General features: G+C 31.3%; 18 protein-coding genes. 12 read left to right on the plus strand and 6 right to left on the minus strand.

Annotated features, from left to right (window positions below):
• Nucleotides 1–44: 44 nt before the first annotated feature.
• The 4 genes from SPD90_RS02320 to SPD90_RS02335 all read right to left on the minus strand — a co-directional run bounded on the left by SPD90_RS02320 (nt 45) and on the right by SPD90_RS02335 (nt 6,123).
• Nucleotides 45–4,424, minus strand: coding sequence for an acyl-CoA dehydratase activase-related protein (locus SPD90_RS02320; RefSeq protein ID WP_320924191.1), 4,380 nt, complete (start codon nt 4,422–4,424; stop codon nt 45–47).
• 32 nt (nt 4,425–4,456) lie between these two features.
• Entirely contained in the window at nt 4,457–5,107 is a 651-nt protein-coding gene (locus tag SPD90_RS02325; RefSeq protein ID WP_320625545.1) for a TetR/AcrR family transcriptional regulator, read from the minus strand.
• Nucleotides 5,108–5,412: 305 nt separating this feature from the next.
• Complete coding sequence (locus SPD90_RS02330) at nt 5,413–5,736, minus strand: DUF1540 domain-containing protein (protein WP_320924192.1); 324 nt, start codon at nt 5,734–5,736, stop codon at nt 5,413–5,415.
• Between the two features lie 66 nt (nt 5,737–5,802).
• The gene (locus tag SPD90_RS02335; RefSeq protein WP_320625543.1) at nt 5,803–6,123 is read right to left on the minus strand and encodes a hypothetical protein; all 321 of its coding nucleotides are present in this window, start codon (nt 6,121–6,123) and stop codon (nt 5,803–5,805) included.
• A 156-nt stretch (nt 6,124–6,279) separates the two neighbouring features.
• Between SPD90_RS02335 and SPD90_RS02340 the strand changes: the two genes are divergently transcribed.
• The 9 genes from SPD90_RS02340 (at nt 6,280) to SPD90_RS02380 (ending at nt 12,776) form a co-directional block, all read left to right on the plus strand.
• On the plus strand, nt 6,280–6,855 hold the full coding sequence (locus SPD90_RS02340; protein ID WP_320924193.1) for a hypothetical protein: 576 nt from the start codon (nt 6,280–6,282) through the stop codon (nt 6,853–6,855).
• Between the two features lie 184 nt (nt 6,856–7,039).
• Nucleotides 7,040–7,537: a crossover junction endodeoxyribonuclease RuvC gene (gene ruvC, locus SPD90_RS02345; protein WP_320924194.1), complete on the plus strand. Its 498-nt coding sequence runs from the start codon at nt 7,040–7,042 to the stop codon at nt 7,535–7,537.
• Nucleotides 7,538–7,556: 19 nt separating this feature from the next.
• Nucleotides 7,557–8,150, plus strand: a complete 594-nt coding sequence (gene ruvA / locus SPD90_RS02350; RefSeq protein ID WP_320924195.1) for a Holliday junction branch migration protein RuvA — start codon at nt 7,557–7,559, stop codon at nt 8,148–8,150.
• Between the two features lie 41 nt (nt 8,151–8,191).
• Nucleotides 8,192–9,208, plus strand: a complete 1,017-nt coding sequence (ruvB, locus tag SPD90_RS02355; protein ID WP_290691363.1) for a Holliday junction branch migration DNA helicase RuvB — start codon at nt 8,192–8,194, stop codon at nt 9,206–9,208.
• Between the two features lie 95 nt (nt 9,209–9,303).
• Nucleotides 9,304–10,329, plus strand: a complete 1,026-nt coding sequence (gene queA / locus SPD90_RS02360; protein WP_320625539.1) for a tRNA preQ1(34) S-adenosylmethionine ribosyltransferase-isomerase QueA — start codon at nt 9,304–9,306, stop codon at nt 10,327–10,329.
• A 31-nt stretch (nt 10,330–10,360) separates the two neighbouring features.
• On the plus strand, nt 10,361–10,870 hold the full coding sequence (locus tag SPD90_RS02365) for a hypothetical protein (RefSeq protein WP_320924196.1): 510 nt from the start codon (nt 10,361–10,363) through the stop codon (nt 10,868–10,870).
• Between the two features lie 13 nt (nt 10,871–10,883).
• Nucleotides 10,884–12,005, plus strand: coding sequence for a tRNA guanosine(34) transglycosylase Tgt (gene tgt, locus SPD90_RS02370; protein WP_320924197.1), 1,122 nt, complete (start codon nt 10,884–10,886; stop codon nt 12,003–12,005).
• A gap of 74 nt (nt 12,006–12,079) precedes the next feature.
• On the plus strand, nt 12,080–12,361 hold the full coding sequence (gene yajC / locus SPD90_RS02375) for a preprotein translocase subunit YajC (protein ID WP_320624993.1): 282 nt from the start codon (nt 12,080–12,082) through the stop codon (nt 12,359–12,361).
• 55 nt (nt 12,362–12,416) lie between these two features.
• The gene (locus SPD90_RS02380) at nt 12,417–12,776 is read left to right on the plus strand and encodes a TIGR04086 family membrane protein (RefSeq protein WP_320624992.1); all 360 of its coding nucleotides are present in this window, start codon (nt 12,417–12,419) and stop codon (nt 12,774–12,776) included.
• Nucleotides 12,777–12,856: 80 nt separating this feature from the next.
• On the opposite strand, the gene SPD90_RS02385 is transcribed toward SPD90_RS02380, so the two are convergent.
• The gene (locus tag SPD90_RS02385; RefSeq protein WP_320924198.1) at nt 12,857–13,813 is read right to left on the minus strand and encodes a helix-turn-helix transcriptional regulator; all 957 of its coding nucleotides are present in this window, start codon (nt 13,811–13,813) and stop codon (nt 12,857–12,859) included.
• Nucleotides 13,814–14,216: 403 nt separating this feature from the next.
• Between SPD90_RS02385 and modA the strand changes: the two genes are divergently transcribed.
• From modA to SPD90_RS02400, 3 genes are all read left to right on the plus strand, one after another.
• On the plus strand, nt 14,217–15,035 hold the full coding sequence (gene modA, locus SPD90_RS02390) for a molybdate ABC transporter substrate-binding protein (protein ID WP_320924199.1): 819 nt from the start codon (nt 14,217–14,219) through the stop codon (nt 15,033–15,035).
• Nucleotides 15,036–15,142: 107 nt separating this feature from the next.
• On the plus strand, nt 15,143–15,835 hold the full coding sequence (gene modB, locus SPD90_RS02395; protein WP_320626241.1) for a molybdate ABC transporter permease subunit: 693 nt from the start codon (nt 15,143–15,145) through the stop codon (nt 15,833–15,835).
• Between the two features lie 2 nt (nt 15,836–15,837).
• Nucleotides 15,838–16,899, plus strand: a complete 1,062-nt coding sequence (locus SPD90_RS02400; protein ID WP_320924200.1) for a sulfate/molybdate ABC transporter ATP-binding protein — start codon at nt 15,838–15,840, stop codon at nt 16,897–16,899.
• A gap of 61 nt (nt 16,900–16,960) precedes the next feature.
• Here the strand turns inward: SPD90_RS02400 and SPD90_RS02405 are convergent, their stop codons facing one another.
• Nucleotides 16,961–17,425 carry a low molecular weight protein-tyrosine-phosphatase gene (locus tag SPD90_RS02405; protein ID WP_320924201.1) on the minus strand — a complete coding sequence of 155 codons (465 nt, stop codon included), beginning with the start codon at nt 17,423–17,425 and terminating at the stop codon, nt 16,961–16,963.
• Nucleotides 17,426–17,804: the final 379 nt, after the last annotated feature.

The raw sequence follows: 17,804 nt of genomic DNA on the forward strand, positions 1-17,804 counted from the left end.
TAAAAAGGAATCTAAAAAATAACTTTCTAGATTCCTTTTTTAATTTACATATTTACAGCTTTTTTATTGTTGTTGTGCTTTTGCTTGTCTGAATTAGCATTAATATGAGTCACAGAGAACTCCTTTTGTTTTGATACCTGCTTTTTTATATTTTTGTCCTCTTTATCATTTAAATTTTTAAATGCTCTAGATAGCATAAGCTTTATTCTATTTATTTGGTTGACCTCACTAGCTGATGGGTCGTAGTCTATAGGAATTATATTAGCCTTTGGATATCTAGCCTTTAATTCCTTTATAGGTCCCTTACCGATTATGTGATTAGGTAGACAACCAAATGGTTGCATACAAACTATGTTTTCAACTCCACTTTCGATTAACTCGATCATTTCACCTGGAAGTAGCCAACCTTCACCTGTTTGATTACCTATAGAAACTAATGAAGCAGTTTTCTTAGATAATTCTATTATATTTTCAGGTGCAGTAAATCTCTTGCTCTTTTTCAATTCTTTTACATAAGTTTTTTGGTAGAAGCCGACTAAACCTATGAAGAATTTTGACATGAACTTACCTTTAGTTGTTCCCTCTAGCTTATGGTCTTTTCTGTATATGCTGTTTACAGCAGAGTATAGGAAGAAGTTTGCCATTTCAGGCATTACTGCTTCTGCACCTTCTCTTTCAAGGACTTCTACTATGTTATTGTTAGCTGTTGGGTGGAATTTAACTAGTATTTCTCCAACAAGACCAACTCTAGGTTTCTTGATATCTAGGAGCTCTAGATTGTCAAAATCTCTTATTATATTCTTAATATTTTTACTGAAGGTAGAGAATTTTGCATCTTCTAGTGAGTTCATGCAAATTTTAACCCATTTTTCATATAGAGCATTTGCGCTTCCTTTTACTTTTTCATAAGGTCTAACTCTATATAGAACCTTCATAAATAAATCTCCATATACGACTGCCATGAATCCTCTGTTTAGAAGTTTTAGAGAGATATTATCCATAACGCCGTTATCTTCTAGTCCTTGAGCACTTAGAGAAATAACTGGTACATCTTTAAAACCTGCTTCGTGCATAGCTTTACGTAAAAATCCTATATAGTTAGTAGCTCTACAGCCTCCACCAGTTTGAGTTATAGCAACTGCTACGTTGTTTAAATCGTATTTACCTGATTTAAGTGCGCTTATTAATTGACCTATAACTATTATAGCTGGATAGCAAGCATCGTTGTTTACATATCTTAAGCCTTCTTCAATAATTTCCCTGCTAGTATCTTGAAGAACTTCTATATTCCATCCACTTTCATTTATAGCTTTTTCTACAAATTGGAAGTGAATAGGCGACATTTGAGGAACTAATAATTTACGTTTTATATCGAATCTATCGTTCTTAGTGTAGTTTATTTTATGTTCTTCTATATTTTTGACGCTTATATTGTTGGCTTCTCTTTCTAGCATTGCAGCCTTTAGAGAACGAAGTCTTATTTTTGCTGCTCCTAGGTTGTTACCTTCATCTATTTTAATTACTGTGTAAATTTTTGATTTTTCAGCTAGTATTTCTTGTACTTGCTCTGTTGTTACCGCGTCAAGACCACAACCAAATGAATTTAGCTGAACAAGTTCGATATTATCGTATTTCTTTACAAATTCAGCCGCCTTATAAAGTCTAGAGTGATACACCCATTGGTCTACAACTCTTAAAGGTCTCTCAACTTGAGCAAGGTGACAGATACTGTCTTCTGTAAGCACTGCCATATCTAGTGAGTTAATTAGCTCTGGCATACCGTGGTTGATTTCTGGATCAAGATGATATGGTCTACCAGATAAAACTATTGCTTTTAAGTTTTCCTTCTGTATTTTTTTAAGTGCTTCTTCGCCAGCGTGTCTTATATCGTCTTTGAAGGCGAACTCTTCCTTTGTAGCTGCATCTACAGCATGGTTGATTTCTTCTTTTGAGACCTTCATGTCGGCAAAGTAGTAAGAAAATACTTGGTAAAGTCTTCCTTTTAAGTTTTCCTTGTCATTTAAAGTCATAAATGGATTTAGGAATTTAATGTTTTTTTTCTTTAAGTCTGGAACATTATTTTTAATTATTTCAGAATAAGATATAACTACAGGACAGTTGTAGTGGTTATCTGAAGTTTTATCTTCTCTGTATTCATGTGTTACAGCAGGGTAGAAAATAGTTTCTACACCCTTGTCTATTAGACTTTGGATGTGGCCGTGAACCATTTTACCTGGGTAACAAACTGTTTCAGAGGCTATACTAGTCATACCTCTTTCGTAAAGCTTTTTAGAAGATCTTCCTGATAGAGTAACCTTAAATCCTAAATCTGTGAAGAAAGTAAACCAGAAAGGATAATCCTCGTACATGTTTAGAGCTCTTGGTATACCTATTTCTCCTCTTGGTGCATCTTCAAGCTTTAATGGTTTATAGTGTTTAAATAATCTATCGTATTTGTAGGCAAATAGATTTATAGGTTTTTCTTTGTTTGGGTCAGATTTTTCTGCACCGTATAGAGCAGCACCATTTTCGCATCTATTTCCTGATACAAATATCTCAGTTTCTGAGAATTTATTTATAGTAAGTAGACATTTGTTTGAGCAACCTTTACATCTACGAACTGCACTGTCTACTTTTATGTTTTCTAGCTCTTCTAAGCTTAAAAATTCTGTTTGATGACCTGCTTTGAATTTTTCCTTACTGATTAAAGCAGCTCCAAATGCACCCATTATACCTGATATGTCAGGTCTGATTACATTTCTTCCGATTAATTTTTCAAAGCTTCTAAGAACTAAATCGTTGTAGAAGGTACCACCTTGAACAACTATATTTTTTCCAAGCTCATCTAAATCTCTTATTTTTATAACCTTAAATAGGGCATTCTTTATAACTGAATAAGAAAGCCCAGCAGATATATCTGCAACAGTTGCCCCTTCTTTTTGTGCTTGCTTAACTCTTGAGTTCATGAATACTGTACATCTAGAACCTAGGTCAACTGGGTTTTGTGAGAATGTACCTTCCTTTGCAAAGTCTTCAATTGACATAGAAAGTGATTTTGCAAAAGTTTCAAGGAATGATCCACAACCAGAAGAACAAGCCTCGTTAAGTATTATACTGTCGATTACTCCGTTTTTTATTTGAAGACATTTCATATCTTGACCACCTATATCAAGTATGAAATCAACTTCAGGGTCGAAGTATTTAGCTGCTTTGTAGTGAGCCATAGTTTCGATTTCGCCGTAATCGATTTTTAGAGCTTTTTTAAGTAATGCTTCACCGTATCCTGTAACACAAGAAGAAACTATATTTACATCCTTAGGTAAGCATTTATATATGTCTTTTATTATGTTTATAGAAGTTTGAAGAGGGCTACCTTCATTACTGCTGTAGTATGTGTAAACTAGGTTGCAGTCTTCATCTATTAATGCTGCCTTTGTAGTTGTAGAACCAGCATCAATTCCCAAGAAGCAGTTACCCCTTACATCGCTAAAATCCTTTTTAGTAACCTGTGATTTATTATGTCTATTTAAAAATTCATCGTATTCCTCTTGATTTCTAAATAGAGGTTCTAATCCTTCTGAATTAGATAAATTCACATCATCAATTTTTTTTATTTTGTTTATTAAATCTGATAAATTTACATCAGGCTCATCCTTTGCTAATATAGATGCACCCATAGCTATGTATAACTGAGCATCCTTTGGAAAAACTATATCTTTATCATCTAAATTTAATACGTTTTTAAAGGCAGTTCTAAGCTCTGATAAGAAGTACAGAGGACCACCTAAAAATGCTACCTTGCCTTCAATTGCTCTACCACAAGATAGAACACTTACTGTTTGAACGACAACAGCATTGAATATACTCATAGCTATATCAGCTTTTCTTGCACCATCGTTTATCAACGGCTGAATATCTGTTTTTGCGAAAACTCCGCATCTAGATGCTATAGGATATATGACTTCATAATCCTTAGCCATTTCATTAAGACCAGCTGCATCTGTTTTTAGTAAGCTCGCCATTTGATCTATAAATGCACCAGTACCACCGGCACATATACCATTCATTCTTTGGTCTATACCGCCACTTAAATAAGTTATTTTAGCGTCTTCTCCACCAAGTTCAATTACAACATCAGTTTCTGGATTGAAGGTTTCTATTGCTTTTGTAGATGAAATTACCTCTTGTACAAATTTTAAACCTAGATATTTAGAGATATCTATTCCCCCAGAACCAGTTACTACAGTAGAGATTCTAATATCTCCAAATTTATTATATACTTCTGTCAAAACGTCTTTAACAGCTTTTTTTACGTCAGAAAAATGTCTTGTATATTTTTTGAAAATTACTTTGTCTTGATCTAAAACGACAATTTTAACTGTAGTAGATCCAACATCTATACCTACATTAAATATTTTTTTCATAAATTAAACCTCCTCAAACTGACCCAAAATAATTATAAACTAAACGCATTAACGATTAAATCTTCTATGTATTGAAGTTCTTTTTTATCGTCGTAATTTTTATCGGGATTAAAGATATATTTTTGTACAACATATCCCCCCATATTTGCTAAAATAGTTCTAACTATAAATCCGTTTGGTATATCCTTTATCATTTTCTTTGATTTAAAATAATTTAATATATGGTTAAAGTTATCCATTATAGTCGGCATCAATGTGTCTATAATTTGAACTCGAAGCTCTTCTCGATAAAGTACTTCGGCAAATAAAACATGGGCAACTTTATAATTTTGATTTAAAAAATTAAATCGTTCATATATTAGATTGTGTATAAAAGATCTAAAGTCAGGATAAACTTCATTTATATTTATGTTTTTGAAATCTATTACCATTTCAGGTAGAACATATTCAAATATAAAAGGTGTAATAGAAGAAAGTAGTAAGTTTTCTTTTGTACCAAAATGTTTAAAAATAGTACCTTCAGCTACACCTGCAATTTTAGCTATTTCGCTAGTAGATGTATTTGAATATCCATTTTTAGCGAATAAATCAATGCTAGTTTCTAATATTTTTTTTCTCTTAGCGGTCATAGTCTTATTTTCTAAGATATCTTTCTTATATGAATCTAAAATAGAATATTGCATTTAAAATTCTCCTAAAGTTTGAAGTTTTATATTAAAATAAAATTTTTATTAATAAAGTGAGTAAGCACTCATCATATAAAACATAAAAATAGTGAGTAAATACTCACATATATAAAAGCATTATAGTTATTTATACCATTATTTGTCAATCGAAACATGTATTTTTTGTGTTAAACTTGTGTTAAATATTAATATTAATCTATAATGTGATTTTAATTTTATATATCAAGATAAAATAAACCCTATACAGAAGGTGTTATAAAAAAGTATCTATCTGTATAGGGTATTTTTGAATTTGTCATTAATTATTTACATTTAAAGCTTGAACAATATGTCTCTGAATATAGGTTAGCTGTATCAGCATTAGATGTTATAGTTATATTATCTAAACTACAGATATTGTTGGCGTTATAAGTACATGTTTTGACATTACATCCTATGTAGTCACAGCTACCATTAGTATAAGTGTTACTTGTTAAATTACTATAAGTAGATTGATCTAAGAAGGAAGAGCAACAAGTGTGATTGCTTGTGTGTGCCTTTTTGCCTGTTACGGATATTCTATTTGCGTAACAAACACCTCCGTCATTGTGAGAACAATTTAGTACATTACATCCTATTCTAGCCATTTGTAGACCTCCTATTAAATTTGATTATTAATAGAAGTATTTCCAAAATATTAAAAAATATGTGTATTAAAAGGAATTATTAATTATCAAATTAAAGGAATTTTTATCCAATAAGCATTTTGCTATTAATGAGTATGAAGAAGGATAGCTTTTGATAGGAGGCCATATATCTGTTATAGATTTTTCGTAATCATGTATGGTTAATTTTTCACCACATGCAATTTTTTTGCAAAATTCCTTTGAAAATTCCTTCATTTCAAGGTAAATATCTATATTCAGATCAAAAAAAATAGATGCTTTATGACAAGGCTGTTTTAAAATAAGTAGGTTTTGTCTAAATTCTAGATAATCAAGTCGGTTTAATATATCATAGGCGTTATTTTCCAACTTCAGTACACCTCCATCTTTATAAAAGTATTATTAATTTATATGTAATTAATTTTGAAAATAGACCGAAATATCGATTTGTAGATGTATAAATATTAAAAAAATGGCAAAAATACTAATAAAATTCCTACATATTATATAAGGAGGATAAATGCAATGAGTAGAGATAATTATCGCTGGATTATTCCATCATTGATAGCGCTGGGATTAGTATTATTAAGTGGAGGTATTTTTATAGGAGTTAAGAGCTACGAGACGCTTGAGGCAAGTAATAATAATTTTAAAGAATCAACTGCAAAGAGTATTTCCAATAAGCAAAAATTTAAACTAGATGAGTATTGCCAAATCTGGTTCCAGGATGAGGATAAAATACCGGTGATGCTAGGCAAAGTAACTGAGGACTTATTAAATAAAACCGAGGATGAAATAAAAGCAATATTAAAGGAAAAATACCCAGACAAAGAAGTATCGACTATGAACAAATACCAAATAATTTTAAAGACTTCTAAGGATAGTACCGATTTATCTAAAGCCAACAAATATACATTGGAAGGAGAAGATGGATATATAACTGTCTTCAAATACGACAAAAAAGGTCAAAGGAAATTAATAGAAAAAACTTCAATACAAGTAGAATCTCTTCCAAAATCTGTACAAGATGAGTTAAAAAATGTGATAGTATTAGAAAATGAAGACGAAGCTTATTCTAGATTAGAGGATTTAGGAAGCTGATAGATATAAGATATGTTCTTTTTATGCTATACAGTAAACTGTGCTGGTGGCATTGAGAGAGCATATTTTTATGTTTATGGAAATATTTATTTTTTTAGTTTATTTGTGAAAGCTTTAATTTTATTTGATATAATAATGTATTAGAACATAGGTTTGTATAAAAAATGCGATTAGGAGGATAGATTTGGTTATTTTAGGAATAGATCCAGGGATAGCTATAGTTGGATATGGAATAGTAGAATATAAAAATAATAAATTTAAGGTTATCGATTATGGAGCAGTGACAACTCCTGCGAATATGCCTACTGATCAGAGATTAGCGCTTGTCTACAAGGGGATAGATATTTTAGTAAAGAATTATAATATAGATGAGGTTGCGATTGAAGAACTGTTTTTCAATAAAAATGTAAAGACAGCTATAACAGTAGCACAGGCTAGAGGTGTTATAATGGTTGCGTGTACACATAACAGCAAGCCTATTTACGAATACACACCACTACAAGTAAAGCAAGGCGTGGTAGGATATGGTAGGGCTCAGAAGATACAGGTGCAGCAGATGGTGACATCTCTTTTGAAGTTAAAGGAGATACCAAAGCCAGATGATGTGGCAGATGCTCTAGCCGTGGCGGTTTGCCATGCACATGCAAATAGACTTGAAAAAACTTTAAAGAATTTTAAGTAATAATTTATAAGGAGAATTTATGTACAGTTATATAAAAGGAATTATAGAAGAGGTATATTTAGATAAAATTATCTTGGAAAATAACGGTATAGGTTATGAGATAAATGTTTCTACTTATACAGCACAAAGCGTTCAAAAAGGAAAAAATGCGAAAATATTTACTAAATTAATAGTTAGAGAAGATGATATGAGCTTATGTGGATTCGCGAGTAAGACGGAGCTAGAGATGTTTAAACTGCTTACATCAGTATCAAAAATAGGACCTAAGGTAGGCCTTGGAATATTATCTTCTGCAACTCCGCAGCAATTGAGTGCGTATATATTGAGCGAGGATATAGCTAAGCTATCAAAGTGTCCAGGTGTAGGTAAAAAGACAGCAGAGAGAATAATTTTAGAACTGAAGGATAAGGTAGACAAGGATACAGCTGAATTTGAAGCTACTCTATTTAATCAAGAGCCGACGGGGCTTGAGCTAGATGAAGCTTTAGAAGCATTACTAGCGTTGGGATATTCTACTAGCGAGGCTAAGGAGGCAGTGCAAAAATTCAAAAAGGACGGATTAAAAACGGAGGATATCATTAAAAAATCTCTTACATATTTAATGAGTAAGTAAATTAATATATTTCATATAAAAATAGGAAAGGAGATGAAGAAATGTTTGATTTAGAGGATGAAAATAGATTGATAACTTCAACTATGAAGATAGAGGATAGTGAAACTGAAGTCAGCCTAAGACCTAAAGTATTATCTGATTATTTAGGTCAAGAAAAGGTAAAAGAGCAGTTAGGAATATTTATAGAAGCTGCAAAGTCTAGAAATGAGCCATTAGATCATGTACTACTATATGGACCTCCAGGTCTAGGTAAGACAACTCTAGCTGGAATAATAGCGAATGAGATGGGCGTAAATTTGAGAATTACATCGGGACCAGCTATCGAGAGAGCTGGTGATTTGGCGGCAATCTTAACTAACCTAGAAGAAAATGATGTATTATTTATAGATGAAATACACAGAATAAATAGAAGTGTAGAAGAAGTTTTATATCCTGCTATGGAGGACTATTGTATAGACATAATAATAGGAAAGGGACCTTCTGCTAGAAGTATAAGACTTGATTTGCCGAAGTTTACATTAATAGGAGCGACAACTAGAGCAGGTATGCTTACAAATCCACTTAGAGATAGATTCGGGGTTATATGCAAATTAGACTATTATTCAGTTGATGAATTGGCGAAGATTTCTATGAGATCAGCGAATTTATTAGATGCAGAAATTAATTTAAATGGAGCTATTGAGATAGCTAGACGTTCTAGAGGGACACCTAGAATTGCAAATAGACTTCTAAAGAGAGTCAGAGATTATGCACAGGTCAAGGCAGACGGTAAGATAACTGACGAGGTTGCTACTAAGGCTCTAGAGCTGTTGGGTGTGGATAACCTAGGGCTTGATGATGTAGACGAAAAATTACTGCTTACAATAATCCACAAATTTGGTGGAGGACCGGTTGGCTTAGATACATTGGCTGCTTCTATAGGTGAGGATAGAAATACAATAGAAGATGTTTATGAGCCTTATTTACTTCAATTAGGATTTATAAATAGAGGACCTAGAGGACGAACAGTCATGCCTAAGGCCTATGAACACTTAAATATAGAATATCCAAATAAATGATAGGTTCAAAAAAGTCTACACAAATAAATAAATATTTGATATTATTGTAATTGTATGTTTTGACAAATATTTATTTAGAAAGGAAGTTAATATAATTGAAAACAAGTGATTTTAATTTTGATTTACCACAAGAATTAATAGCTCAAGTTCCAATAAAAGACAGAACTAGCTCTAGACTTATGGTACTTGATAAAGAAACAGGCGAAATTGAACATAAAATATTTCGAGATATAATAGATTACTTAAATCCAGGAGATTGCTTAGTTTTAAATGATACTAGAGTAATACCTGCTAGACTTATAGGTTCAAAGGTTGAAACTGGAGGAAAGATAGAATTTCTTCTTTTAAAGAGAACAGAAGATGATACTTGGGAGACTTTAGTTAAACCAGGTAAAAGAGCTAAGATAGGAGCTAGATTTTCTTTTGGAGAAGGAAAGCTAATTGCAGAAGTAGTTGGAATGGGAGATGATGGAGCGAGAATTGTTAAATTCGAATACGATGGTATATTTGAAGAAATTTTAGACGAATTAGGAAATATGCCACTGCCTCCATATATAACAGAAAAGCTAGAAGAAAAAGAAAGATACCAAACAGTTTACTCTAAACACAACGGATCTGCTGCAGCACCAACTGCTGGACTACATTTTACAAAGGAATTACTACACAAAATAGAAGAAAAGGGTGTAGATTTAGCATTTATAACCCTACATGTAGGTCTTGGAACTTTTAGACCTGTAAAGGTTGAAGATGTTACAAATCACCAAATGCATTCAGAGTATTATATAGTTACTGAAGAAGCAGCTGAAAAGATAAACAGAGCCAAAGCTAGTGGACACAGAGTAATAAGTGTAGGTACAACAAGTACGAGAACAATAGAATCAGTAGCAGACGAAAATGGATTAGTAAAGGCTACATCAGGATGGACAAATATATTCATATATCCTGGATACAAATGGAAGGTTATCGACAACCTTATTACAAATTTCCATCTACCAGAGTCTACTTTAATAATGCTAGTTAGCTCTCTAGCTGGTAAGGATCATGTATTAAATGCTTACAAAGAAGCTGTTAAAGAAAGATATAGATTTTTTAGCTTTGGGGATGCTATGTTTATAAAGTAATAGAAAATTTGACCTAATTAGGGGGACACATATGAATAAAGATATAAAGCAATATTTTATTAAAATAGCACATTTTTCTGAGATTTTATTATCGATGGTTATATTATTGGTAATATTTTTAGGCATATGCGATATTTTGAGAGAAATTTATGCCGCTTATATTATAGATTTTGCTCATCCTGTGAATTATGACCAGCTTAATGATTTCTTAGCTCAGATATTACTACTTGTAATAGGTGTTGAATTAGTTATTATGCTTTGTTTACATTTGCCGGAGACTTTGTTAGAGGTTTTACTTTATGCAATCGCTAGAAAGCTACTTCTAGTACCAAAGACAGCAGGTGTAGCAGATTTACTTTTAGGAGTATTAGCTATAGCAGGTATATTTTTCATTAAAAAATATCTAATGCCTAAGAAAGGCGAAACTTTAAATAAAGAAGAAGAAAGAGCGATAAGAGATTACTTGAGAAGAAGAATTAAAGATTACGACAAAGAAGATAAAAATGATAATAAAAAAGTAATTTCTGAAGAAAATAATTAAAGGAGACATAAACATGAGTGCGATAAGCTATGAACTTATAAAGACTTGCAAACAAAGTGGTGCAAGGCTTGGTATATTACACACACCACATGGAGATATAGAAACACCTATATTTATGCCGGTTGGAACACAAGCGACTGTGAAATCTATGACACCGGAAGAATTAAAAGAAATAGGCTCACAAATAATTTTAAGTAATACTTATCATTTATATATGAGACCAGGTCACGAATTAGTTAAAGAAGCTGGTGGTCTTCATAAATTTATGAATTGGGATAAACCAATACTTACAGATAGTGGAGGATTCCAAGTGTTTTCACTAGGACCACTTAGAAAGATAACTGAAGAAGGAGTTACATTTAAGTCTCACTTAGATGGTTCAAGCCACTTCATAAGTCCAGAAAAGGCAATAGAAATTGAAAATGCTTTAGGTGCAGATATAATAATGGCATTTGATGAATGTGCACCATATCCGGCAGATAGAGAATACGTAAAGAATTCTCTAGAAAGAACTACTAGATGGCTTCAAAGATGTAAGGATGCCCACAAAAACACAGAAAACCAAGCTTTATTCGGTATAATCCAAGGTGGTATGTACAAAGATTTAAGAGAACAATCAGCTAAGGAAATAACAGCTATAGATTTACCAGGATACGCAATAGGTGGTCTTAGTGTTGGAGAACCTAAGCCTATGATGTATGATATATTAGAGCATACTACACCACTTATGCCAGCAGACAAACCTAGATATCTAATGGGTGTCGGTTCACCTGATGACCTAATAGAAGGTGTAATCAGAGGAGTAGATATGTTTGACTGCGTACTTCCAACTCGTATCGCTAGAAATGGTACAGCTATGACTAGCCAAGGAAAAGTAGTTGTTAGAAATGCTACTTATGCGAGAGATTTCAGCCCACTAGATCCTGAATGTGATTGCTACTGCTGTAAAAATTACACAAGAGCATATATAAGACATTTAGTAAAGGCGAACGAAATATTAGGTGCTAGACTTATAACTACACACAACTTAAGATTCTTACTTAAATTAATGGAACAAATAAGACAAGCTATTAGAGAAGACAGACTTCTAGATTTTAGAGATGAGTTTTTTGCAAAATATGGCTATGAATTATAATATATTTAATATATAATATATTATGTTTAAAAATAAATAATTTAATTGAATAAAATTAAAGGAGAGAGATCAAAATGAATCAACAATTAATATGGTCAATAGTCTATATAGTAGCTTTATTTGCAATATTCTATTTCTTATTTATAAGACCTCAAAAGAAAAAAGATAAGGAATTAAAAGAAATGAGAGATAGCCTTGCTGTTGGAGATACTATAGTAACTATAGGTGGTATTGTTGCTAATGTAGCAAAAATAGAAGAAGAAACTGTAGTTATAGAATTCGGACCAAGTAGAACTAAAATGCCAATACAAAAATGGGCTATAGGTTCAGTTCAACCAAAGAAAGAAATTCAATAATTAGTAATTTAAAACCTCCCACTTAAATATATATATTTAAGAAGGGAGGTTTTTTATGTCTAAGGTTATAAATATTTTTAAGGGTCTCGGGTATGCATACATATTTACTTTGATCGTAATTTTAATTTACAATGCGCTTTTGACATTTACAAAGTTGTCCTCTGATAATACGGGATTAGTGCTTTCTATTATTACGACATTTGGTTCTGCTTTTGGTGGATTTTATGCATGTAAGCAAATAAAAGAAAAAGGGCTTATATATGGATTGATAGAGGGACTTCTCTATATAGTATTTCTAATTGTTTTAATTTTTTTAGCTAGAGAGACTTTTTCCTTTGAGATGAGTATGCTGTATAGTACGATTTTGACTACTTTAGCTGGAGGAATAGGAGGCATTATAGGGGTTAATTTTTAATTTGTCTTATGTTTTAACAAAATAAAAAAGGAATTGATTTATAGCTTTAATCAATTCCTTTTAAAAAAGTTAAAGGTGGGTTATGTTTCTGATATTATTTTTCCCGTATCTCTTAAATCATAACCACCAATTCCTTCTAATTCAGCTTTGAAATTTTCAGAAGATAAAATATTGAGCATTTCTTTATATACTGGATCTTGTAGGTTTTCTTTTTTGATGACTAAGTCATATCTTTCTTTTTGAAGAGGAACAAAGTCTACATTATCTATTTGGCGTGAAACCTTTTCGATTCCTATACCGAAATCTGCCTTTCCTCTTGCAACTGCACTTGCTACAGAAAGATGAGAATTTTCTTCGTAGTCATAACCATTTACTTGGTCAGACGGAATATTTAAAGCACGAAGCTTTCCATCTAGTAAAACTCTGACTCCACATCCTCTTTCTCTGTTTACATATGTTAAATCTTTTCTTTTTAAATCATGCCAACCTTGAATATCTTTTGGATTTCTTTTTTTAACGTAAAATCCTTGAACTCTATAAGTTAAATTTACAATTACGCAAGGAATTCCTGGAAGCATTTTTTTTACAAAGTCAGTATTGTATTCTCCGGTTTCCCAATCCCATAAATGACATGAAGCGACAGAGACTTTATTATTGTAAAGGTTGTATAAATTATTATAGCTTCCTGAGTAAGATCTATATGATTTTATATTTTGCATACTGCCTTCTAGGTGTCTACTTAAAACATCTAAAATCATATCTTGACCAGAAATTATTATATCTCTACTATCTACTTCAGCGCTGTTAATTAAAGAGCTTACATTTGCATTGCTTATATCAGCTCTAGAAATAGATTTCATTGGAGTATTATTCTTTTGGCTATTTATATAATTTTCTACATCTTCTTTATCAATACGTAGCTTTCTTCCGACTTTATAGGCTGGGATTTCTCCTCTTTTTACTAATTCATATACTGTGTTTTTAGTTATTTTTAAGATTTCAGCGACTTCCAAAGGTGTTAATGATGTTGAATCCATATTCATCTTCCTCCTTACTCTATATAAATTTTATTCAATAAAAAAATCTCTATATGTTTAAATGTAACATAAAATGACATAAAAGATAATAGAATATTAAAAAAAAGTTTGAAATTTGTATAAAATTAAAAATTAGTTAAGAAACAATATATAACAATAATAAATAAGTTTAAAAAAATAAATAAACAATGTATAACAATATTCAAAAAAATAAAATATTAAAACATGATAAAAAATGACTAAATTAAGTGTATAGACATATCTATTTATATTAAAACATATCTAATAGAAATTTAAATATACTGGAAAATTGTTGAAAAATTAATTTAAACAATATATAATTAACTTAAAAATAATAAAACGTTATTAAACAATGTATATAGTTTTAGGAGGAGATGTTAAAATGAAAAAATTAGGAATTTTAAGTATTGTTTTATGCTTAGTATTAGGATTAGTTGGTTGTAGTTCTAGTTCAAAGGGATCATCTGCAAGTAGTGCTGCTAGTTCTGCACAAGATGGAGATTCAGCAAGTATAGAATTAAACATATCAGCTGCAGCTTCATTACAAGAAGCTATGGTAGAAATCGAAAAAGAATTTAAAGAAGTTAATCCTGATGTAAAATTAACAGTTAACCTAGGTGCTTCTGGTGCATTAATGCAACAAATACAAGAAGGTGCTCCTTGTGACGTATTTATATCTGCAGGTGCAAAACAAATGGATCAATTAGTTACTGATGGAATAGTAGAAAAAGATGCTGCAAAAACATTATTAACTAATGACTTAGTATTAGTTGCTGCTAAAGGTGAAAAAGTAGACTCATTAGACGCTTTAAAAACTGATGATGTTGAAAAAATAGCTATCGGCGATCCTGAAAGTGTTCCAGCTGGTAAATATGCTAAAGAAGTTTTAGATAATACTAAATTATACAGTGATGTAGAAGATAAATTAGTTTTAGCTAAAGATGTTAAAGAAGTTTTATCTTGGGTACAACAAGGTAACGCAGATGTTGGATTTGTTTATTTAAGTGATGCAATAGGTCAAGAAGATACTTTAGACGTAGTTTTAACTACTGATGCTGACACTCACTCAACTATAGCTTATCCAATAGCAGTTTTAAAAGAAACTAAACAAGCTGAAGCTGCTCAACAATTTGAAGACTTCATGTTAAGTGATGAAGGACAAGCTATATTAGAAAAATATGGATTTAATAAAGCTGAATAATATTAAAATTAAAAAATTTTAATAAAAATATATGTAAGTTATAAATTAAATACTATAATATAATTAGAATGTAAAGAGAAATAAAATTTAAGAGGAGGAAGAACAACATGAATGCAGGATTAACACCCCTTTGGATTTCCCTTAGAACATCTTTATTAGCGACTGTAATAACGTTTTTTACAGGAATAGTGACAGCTTACTTAGTTGCAAATTATAAAGGAAAGTGGAGGGGGCTGATTGATAGTGTATTCACATTACCACTTGTTCTTCCTCCTACTGTTTTAGGGTTCTTTTTATTAATATTTTTTGGAAAAAATGGAGTAGCAGGTAAATTTTTAATGAATTTTGATATAAATATAATTTTTACTTGGACAGCAACTGTAATTGCAGCTGTTGTAGTAGCTTTTCCGATGATGTATAGATCTGCGCGTTCTGCTTTCGAGCAAATCGACGACAATCTAATTGCAGCAGCTAAAACTCTAGGAATGAGTAATTTTAAGATATTTTATAAGATAGCAGTACCGCTTGCATGGCCAGGTATAATAGGTGGAGTAGTGTTATCTTTTGCAAGAGCTTTAGGTGAATTTGGAGCGACACTTATGATAGCAGGAAATATCCCAGGAAGAACTCAAACTATGCCACTTGCTATATTTTTCCAAGTACAAGCTATGAATTACAAAGGGGCTATGCTATGGGTAGCTACAATTGTGGCTATATCTATAATTATGATATTAATACTGAACTTTTGGTCAGATAAACAACAGGATATTGTTGGTAAAAGAGTTAGAGGAGGTAAATAAAAATGTCTTTATATGTTGATATAGAAAAAGATTTAGGCTCCTTTAAATTAAAAGTAAAATTTGAACAAGAAAAAGGTACATTGGGATTGCTAGGTCAGTCTGGGTGTGGAAAAAGTATGACGTTGAAATGTATAGCAGGAATTGTAAAACCGGACAAGGGCAAAATAATAATGAATGACAAGGTATTTTTTGATTCTGAAAAGAAAATAAATATCCCTACTCAAAAAAGAAAGGTAGGATTTCTATTTCAAAACTACGCGTTATTTCCACATATGTCTGTAAAACAAAACATACAATTGGGAATTGAAAATCTTACTAAAAAAGAAAAAGACGATATAACTAGTGAATACCTTAAAAAATTTAAGCTAGAAGGATTTGAAGATAGATATCCATGGCAATTATCAGGAGGACAACAGCAGAGAATTGCTTTAGCTAGAGCTTTATGTTTAAATCCAGATATATTGATATTAGATGAACCTTTTTCAGCTTTAGATTATCACCTTAGAAGTAATATGGAAAATGAATTATGCGAAATATTAAAGGATTTCAATGGAAATGCTTTGTTTGTTACTCATGATATTTCTGAGGCGTATAGAATAAGTGATGAAATAATCGTTTTTGAAGATGGTCTTTCTCTACCAAAGAGGGCTAAAGAAGAATTATTTGTACATCCAGCATCTATGACTGAGGCTATAATAACAGGATGTAAGAATGTTTCAGCATGCGAGGTTATAGATGAGCATACTGTTTATGCAAGTGATTGGGGATTTAAATGTAATTTAGATTGCAATGTAAATCCAAAATCAACTCATGTTGGAATAAGAGCTCATCATATGAAGGTAATTCAAGATAACGAAGTGAGTATGGAAGATGAAAAGAATGTTTTCGATATGGTAGTTGTAAAGGTAATTGAAAACTCATTTTCTTATAATATTCATGTGAAATACCCAGGAGATGAAAATAATCTTTCATTACAAATGGAAGTTGATAAATATATAAATAAAGTAGAAGTCGGTCAAATGATAAAGGTTAAATTTGATTACAACTCAGTATTCGATTTTTAAAGCTAGAAAAGAGTATTGCAAAATGAAGTTCAAATCTATTTTGCGATACTCTTTTACATAATTATTTGATATTATTTTTTTCGATATAATTTAAAAGGGCTTCACAGCCTTCGATTATATCATTGTATGTATCTTCGAAATTTCCAGTATACCAAGGATCAGCGATATTTCTTGGATTATTTGAAAAATCTAGTAAAAGCTTAATTTTATCGTCCTTATCATTTGGTATAATACGGGATAAATTTCTAATATTATTGTTATCCATACAAAGTATAAAATCGTATTTATCGTAATCTGATTTAGTTATTTGAGTGGCTCTTCTAGGTGTAAAAGGGATACCGACCTTTTTTAGCTTGTTTTTAGTTCCATAGTGTATATCATTGCCGATTTCTTCTCTACTAGTAGCAGAGGATTCTATGTGAAAATTATGAGATATTTTGCGTTTTGCAACCATATCCTTTAGTACAAATTCTGCCATAGGTGAACGACAGATATTCCCATGGCATACAAACATAATGTTTATCATATACATGCTCCTATCTATTTTGTATTTAAATTTATATTTGAAAATAATGATAATATAATTTTGAAGTTTTGACAAATTGTAGTATGATTTTTTTTAAAATATAATAATATAAAATTAAAAATCATGTAGTTTTACATTATTATATTTTATGATAGACTTAAATCATAGGTATCCAAAAAATTGTGTTAAAAAATAAATTAGAAGGGATGTATGAATATGATTAAAGAATTTGATGGAATCAAGCCTGAAATAGACGAGTCTGTTTTTGTGGCAGAGAGTGCAGATATTATAGGCGATGTAAAAATAGGGAAAAACTCAAGTGTATGGTACAATACTGTTCTTAGAGGTGATGAACACGCTATAAGAATAGGAGAAAACA

It is taken from the genome of Intestinibacter sp. (assembly GCF_034113885.1).
GTDB lineage: Bacteria > Bacillota > Clostridia > Peptostreptococcales > Peptostreptococcaceae > Intestinibacter.